Raw genomic sequence first — 4,437 nt, 5'->3', positions numbered from 1 at the left:
GATTGCGCCCGTGATCGCGTCCATGATGGCGTGCGGGTCCTCGCCGAGGAGAGTTTCGACGAAGTCGTCGGGTTCCGTCCACGTCTCTCCCTCCCCCGTTTCGAGCAACTCCGGCAGTTCGTCGGCGGCGTCGAAACACAATTCCGCCACGTCGATGGGTTGCCGCCACGAGGAGTTCTCTTCCGCCCGGTTCGCCGACGCGAGCCCCGGAACGAGGCTGGGGAGCACGTCGTCCGCGTGCTCCCACCCGACGTGGTCCAGCGTCTGGAACGCCTTGTTGATGAAGTCCAGTCGGTGACCGGTGCCGAGGTAGAGGTGGTCGGTGACGGCGGCGACGAGCATTCCCACGATTTTCGACTCGTCCAGTCCTTCGCCGATTGCGGCCCTGAGTACGCGTTCCGCTCCGTCCGAGTCCCGCACCTCGATGTTGTCGCGGAACCACTCGGTCAGTCGCTCTGCCGAAATGTCCTCGGTCGAAAGCGACTCCTGAACGAAGAACGGCGGTTCGCCCGAACACTCGTCGGCGACTTCGGTCAGTCCGACGTAGAGCGCCCGCCGACGGTCCTCCGCCCGCACGTCGTCCAACAGGTTCGCCATCACGCCGAGCGTCGTCAACCCTCGTCCCCATCCGGCCTGTCGATAGTGGGTGCCGAACTCCGCCCCGAGTTCCACCGGGACGGTGGACGGGACGCCTTCGGACTCCAACCCGATGACAGCTTTGGCGACCACGAGGTCGATGTTCTCCTGTAACCCGTGTTCGAGACGGTTGCGCCAGTGCTCCTCGGGCGGTTCCGTCCGCGGCGGGTTCGGTTGGACGTACACCTCGCCGTCCCGGACCTCGACGGGGTAGGTCTGCACGTCGTCGGCGAACGGATCGAAGGTATCCCCACAGGACATCTCGAATCGCGCGTGATGCCAGTGGCAGGTGAGGACGCCGTCGTCCACCGATCCTTTCGTCAGTGGGAAACCCATGTGCGGGCAGCGGTTATCTATCGCGTAGAACTCGTCCTCGTGGAAAAATAGCCCGATGGAGTGGCCGTTCGCCTGTACGATCTGCGGGCTGTCATCTCGGAGTTCGTCCGCGTCAGCGACTCGGACGAACGAACCTTTCGTTGCCATGGTTGGCATATTGTCACATGGCATCAAAACCCTTCCCTGAAACGGATTTATGTAACCGCTCCGTCAGTCGGCCACGCCCTCCTGCAGGCGCTCGTACCGCTCGGCGAACTGGGATTTACACGACGAACAGCAGAAGTGATACAGTTCGTCCTCGATGCGCGTCGATTCGCCCTCGTTCGTGACGGTGTTACCACACTCCACGCAGTCGGGGGCGAACTCGATGGTTCCCGGTTGCGGGTTCCACTCCTCGTCCACGAGCAACTGGACGTCGTAATCGCGGACGGCTTCGCCTTCGACGGCGTCCGAGAGCAGCGTTTCGACCGCCCGTTCGTGGAGGTTCGCCTTACAAACGACGTGCGAGTCGGCGGTGACGAAGATGTGTTCGACCCCGTCGAACGACCCGAGCGACCCCTTGATGGCATCGACGTGGCCCGGTTTGGCGTTGATCGTGATGAGCAGCGCGAGTCCGTCGATGAGGATTCCCTGATCCAAATCCGTGGTGAATCGGCGGATGATTCCGATCTCCTGAAGGCGGTCCACGCGGTCGGAGACCGTCGGCGGGGAGAGACCGACCGTGTCGGCAATTTCGTTGTAAGGGCGGCGTGCGTCCTCTACGAGCAACCGGATGATCTCCCGGTCAGTGTCGTCGAGTTGTCGCATTGTGCTGTTCTTCGTGTTATAGGTGGAAAACAGTTTTTATCATCACGAATCTCTGCCGGTGACTTCGAATATATATTCGGATGAATACAAAATTTCACTTGTTTAAAAAACGAATTATCTGATTCATCTGGAATTCCTCCGGCATCCATCCGATGTCAGTTCGGTATCGAACGGAAACGGCGGCTATCTCCCCTTACCTCGTTCCGTTGGCTACCTTCGGATTTTTCCCGAAATCGAAAAAAGTAAGCGGTGAGTATGCTGGTGTATGGTCGAAACCATCGACGTTGACGGAATGAGTTGTGGCGGTTGTGAACAGAACGTCGTCGAAGCGCTCGAAGACGTCTCGGGTGTCTCCGACGCCAACGCCGACCACGAGGCCGGGACTGCGACCGTCGAGGGCGACGCGAACACTGACGATCTCGTCGCCGCGGTTCAGGACGCTGGCTACGACGCCTCGGCCTGAAGAGTCGAAACGCTTAGACGCTATCCGGCCAATTTCGAGCCATGAGCGACCTGTTGGTTCGAGCCGCGCGCGGCGAACGTACCGAACGCCCGCCGGTCTGGTTGATGCGGCAGGCCGGACGATACATCCCGGAGTACCGCGACATCCGAAGCGACTACTCCTTCAAAGAGGCCATCAAGACGCCGGAGGTGGCCGAGCGAATCACCCTTCTGCCGTGGGAGTTGTTCGAACCGGACGGTCTCGTCATGTTTTCGGACATCCTCACCGTCCTCGAACCCCTCGGCTTCGAGTACCACATCGAGAGCGGCGTCGGTCCGGTCGTCTCGAATCCCGTCGACAGTCCGGACGACGTTCCGACGGCATTCACCGACGTCGCCACCGAAATCGACTACGTCGGAAAACTGCTCACCAGACTCCAGAACAGCATCGGCGATCAAACGAGCATCATCGGTTTCTCCGGTGGGCCGTACACGCTCGCCTCGTACGTCGTCGGCGACGAACCCACGTCGCGGAAACCGATCCGTCGGTTCCGGACGAACCACCCCGAAGCGTTCCGCGACCTCCTCGAAATCTTCACCGACGTGGTGGTGGAGTACGTCGAATACCAAGCCGAACAGGGCGCGGACGTGATACAGGTGTTCGACACGTGGTCGGGCGTGTTGACCCCCGACGACTACCGGGAGTTCGTCCTGCCGCTCCACCAACGCATCTTCGACGCCATCGACGTGCCCTCCATCGTCTTCGCGCGCCACCCCGGCGGCAAACTCGACCTGCTCGCCGAATCGGGCGCTGACGTGGTCGGCCTCGACTGGACCATCGACATGGCCGACGCCCGCGAGCAGTTGGGCGACACGCCGGTTCAGGGTAATCTCGACCCCTCCTACCTGCTTGGCAGTCCGGAGTTCGTCAAGGAGAAGACACACGAGGTGATCGAGAAGGCGGGCGACTCGGGCCACATCCTCAACCTCGGCCACGGCATCGACCGGACGACGCCGGTCGAGAACGCACAGGCGTTCGTCGAGGCGGCGAAGGAAGTCGAACGATAGGAAATTTTGTTCTCATTCACAGAATTGGCGGTTCGAAAAAGCCGACATTCAGTAGTTACTCCGCTAACTGCCCCGCCAACGCCTTCGCCTCCCGAATTCGGCTCGGGACACCCATCCGCGCGGTGTAGTTCGTGGCGAGGTGGATTCCGTCCGGCGTTTCGAATTCATCCAGCGCGTCCCACGACTCGTCGTAGGCCGGGAATCCCCGGTGGAGTTTGTGAACGCTCAGCACCTCGGCGTCGCTTCCCATCACGTCGGCGAATTCCGTCGCTGCAATTTCTCCGAGCGTCCCGTCGCTCTCTTCGAGCAGTCCCGGGTTCTTCATCCCGCCGAGGAAGACGGTGTACACTCCACTTTCACCGTTTTCCGCCTTCCCGGTCCGTCCGAACATGCTCGCGTTCCACGAGACGCCGAGCGTGTCGAGTCCTTCGTCGTGGCGCACTTGATAGCCGAAGCCGTCCCGGTCGGAATCGGCTCGGAGGTGCACGAACGCGAGCGGATTATAGTTCAGCGTTCGGAGCGATTCTGCCGCGTCGCTGAGATTCGACAGGAGGTCGGCGCTCACATCGGCGGGCGCGGTGACGACCACGTCGTCCACGTCGAGCGACTCGTCGTCGGTTTCGAGGACGAATTCCTCTCCCTGCTCCCGAATTTCGGTAACTGGCGTTTCCAGATGGGCGTTCTCCTCGTGGACGTCGTAGAGCGCCTCCGGAAGCCGTTGGACGCCCTCCTCGAAGGTCATCGCCGGGGCGGAACTGCCGTCGGCCATCGCGCGTTTGAGGACGGGTGTCAGCAGGTCGCCGTACTTTTCCTCCATTCGTATGACGCCGGAGAGCGAATGCTTGACCGGCATTCGATGTGGGAGTGAACCGTACGTTCCGCCGAACAGCGGGCCGATGAGGTTCTCGTACGCTTCCTCGCCGAACTTCCGCGTGAACATCTCTGCGGCAGTTTCCTCGGGGTCCACCGGATCGGTTTGTGGCTCCTCCAGTACGTCCAGTTTGCCCCTCCACGACAGCAGGTCGGTGGTGCCGAACTCCTCGATGGAGAACGGCGCGCGACGGAGCGCGCCGTTCGCGTAGACGAACAACTTCGTGTCCCCGGCTTCGATGACTTCGTCCTCCAGGCCGAGGTCGGCGATGAGTTCGT

At 61.5% G+C, this 4,437-nt stretch carries 5 protein-coding genes; 2 read left to right on the top strand and 3 right to left on the bottom strand.

Going from position 1 to position 4,437, the window contains the following annotated elements:
- Together WBV42_RS00025 and WBV42_RS00020 are read right to left on the bottom strand one after the other, a co-directional pair.
- Positions 1 to 1,119, bottom strand: a 1,119-nt coding sequence (locus tag WBV42_RS00025; RefSeq protein WP_423984223.1) for a Rieske (2Fe-2S) protein, incomplete at its 3' end; no start/stop codon positions are given.
- 63 nt (positions 1,120 to 1,182) lie between these two features.
- Complete coding sequence (locus WBV42_RS00020) at positions 1,183 to 1,779, bottom strand: AsnC family transcriptional regulator (protein ID WP_423984222.1); 597 nt, start codon at positions 1,777 to 1,779, stop codon at positions 1,183 to 1,185.
- A 265-nt stretch (positions 1,780 to 2,044) separates the two neighbouring features.
- On the opposite strand from WBV42_RS00020, the gene WBV42_RS00015 reads away from it, so the two are divergent.
- Complete coding sequence (locus WBV42_RS00015; RefSeq protein WP_253228423.1) at positions 2,045 to 2,242, top strand: heavy-metal-associated domain-containing protein; 198 nt, start codon at positions 2,045 to 2,047, stop codon at positions 2,240 to 2,242.
- Between the two features lie 41 nt (positions 2,243 to 2,283).
- A complete protein-coding gene (gene hemE / locus WBV42_RS00010; RefSeq protein ID WP_423984221.1) occupies positions 2,284 to 3,288 on the top strand; it encodes a uroporphyrinogen decarboxylase in 1,005 nt (334 codons plus the stop codon).
- A 55-nt stretch (positions 3,289 to 3,343) separates the two neighbouring features.
- Here the strand turns inward: hemE and hemG are convergent.
- Positions 3,344 to 4,437: protoporphyrinogen oxidase (gene hemG / locus WBV42_RS00005; protein ID WP_423984220.1), on the bottom strand; the 1,094-nt coding region annotated here is incomplete at its 5' end.

It is taken from the genome of Haladaptatus sp., from assembly GCF_049589095.1.
Lineage (GTDB): Archaea > Halobacteriota > Halobacteria > Halobacteriales > Haladaptataceae > Haladaptatus.
This window is presented reverse-complemented; position numbering and strand designations above follow the sequence as displayed.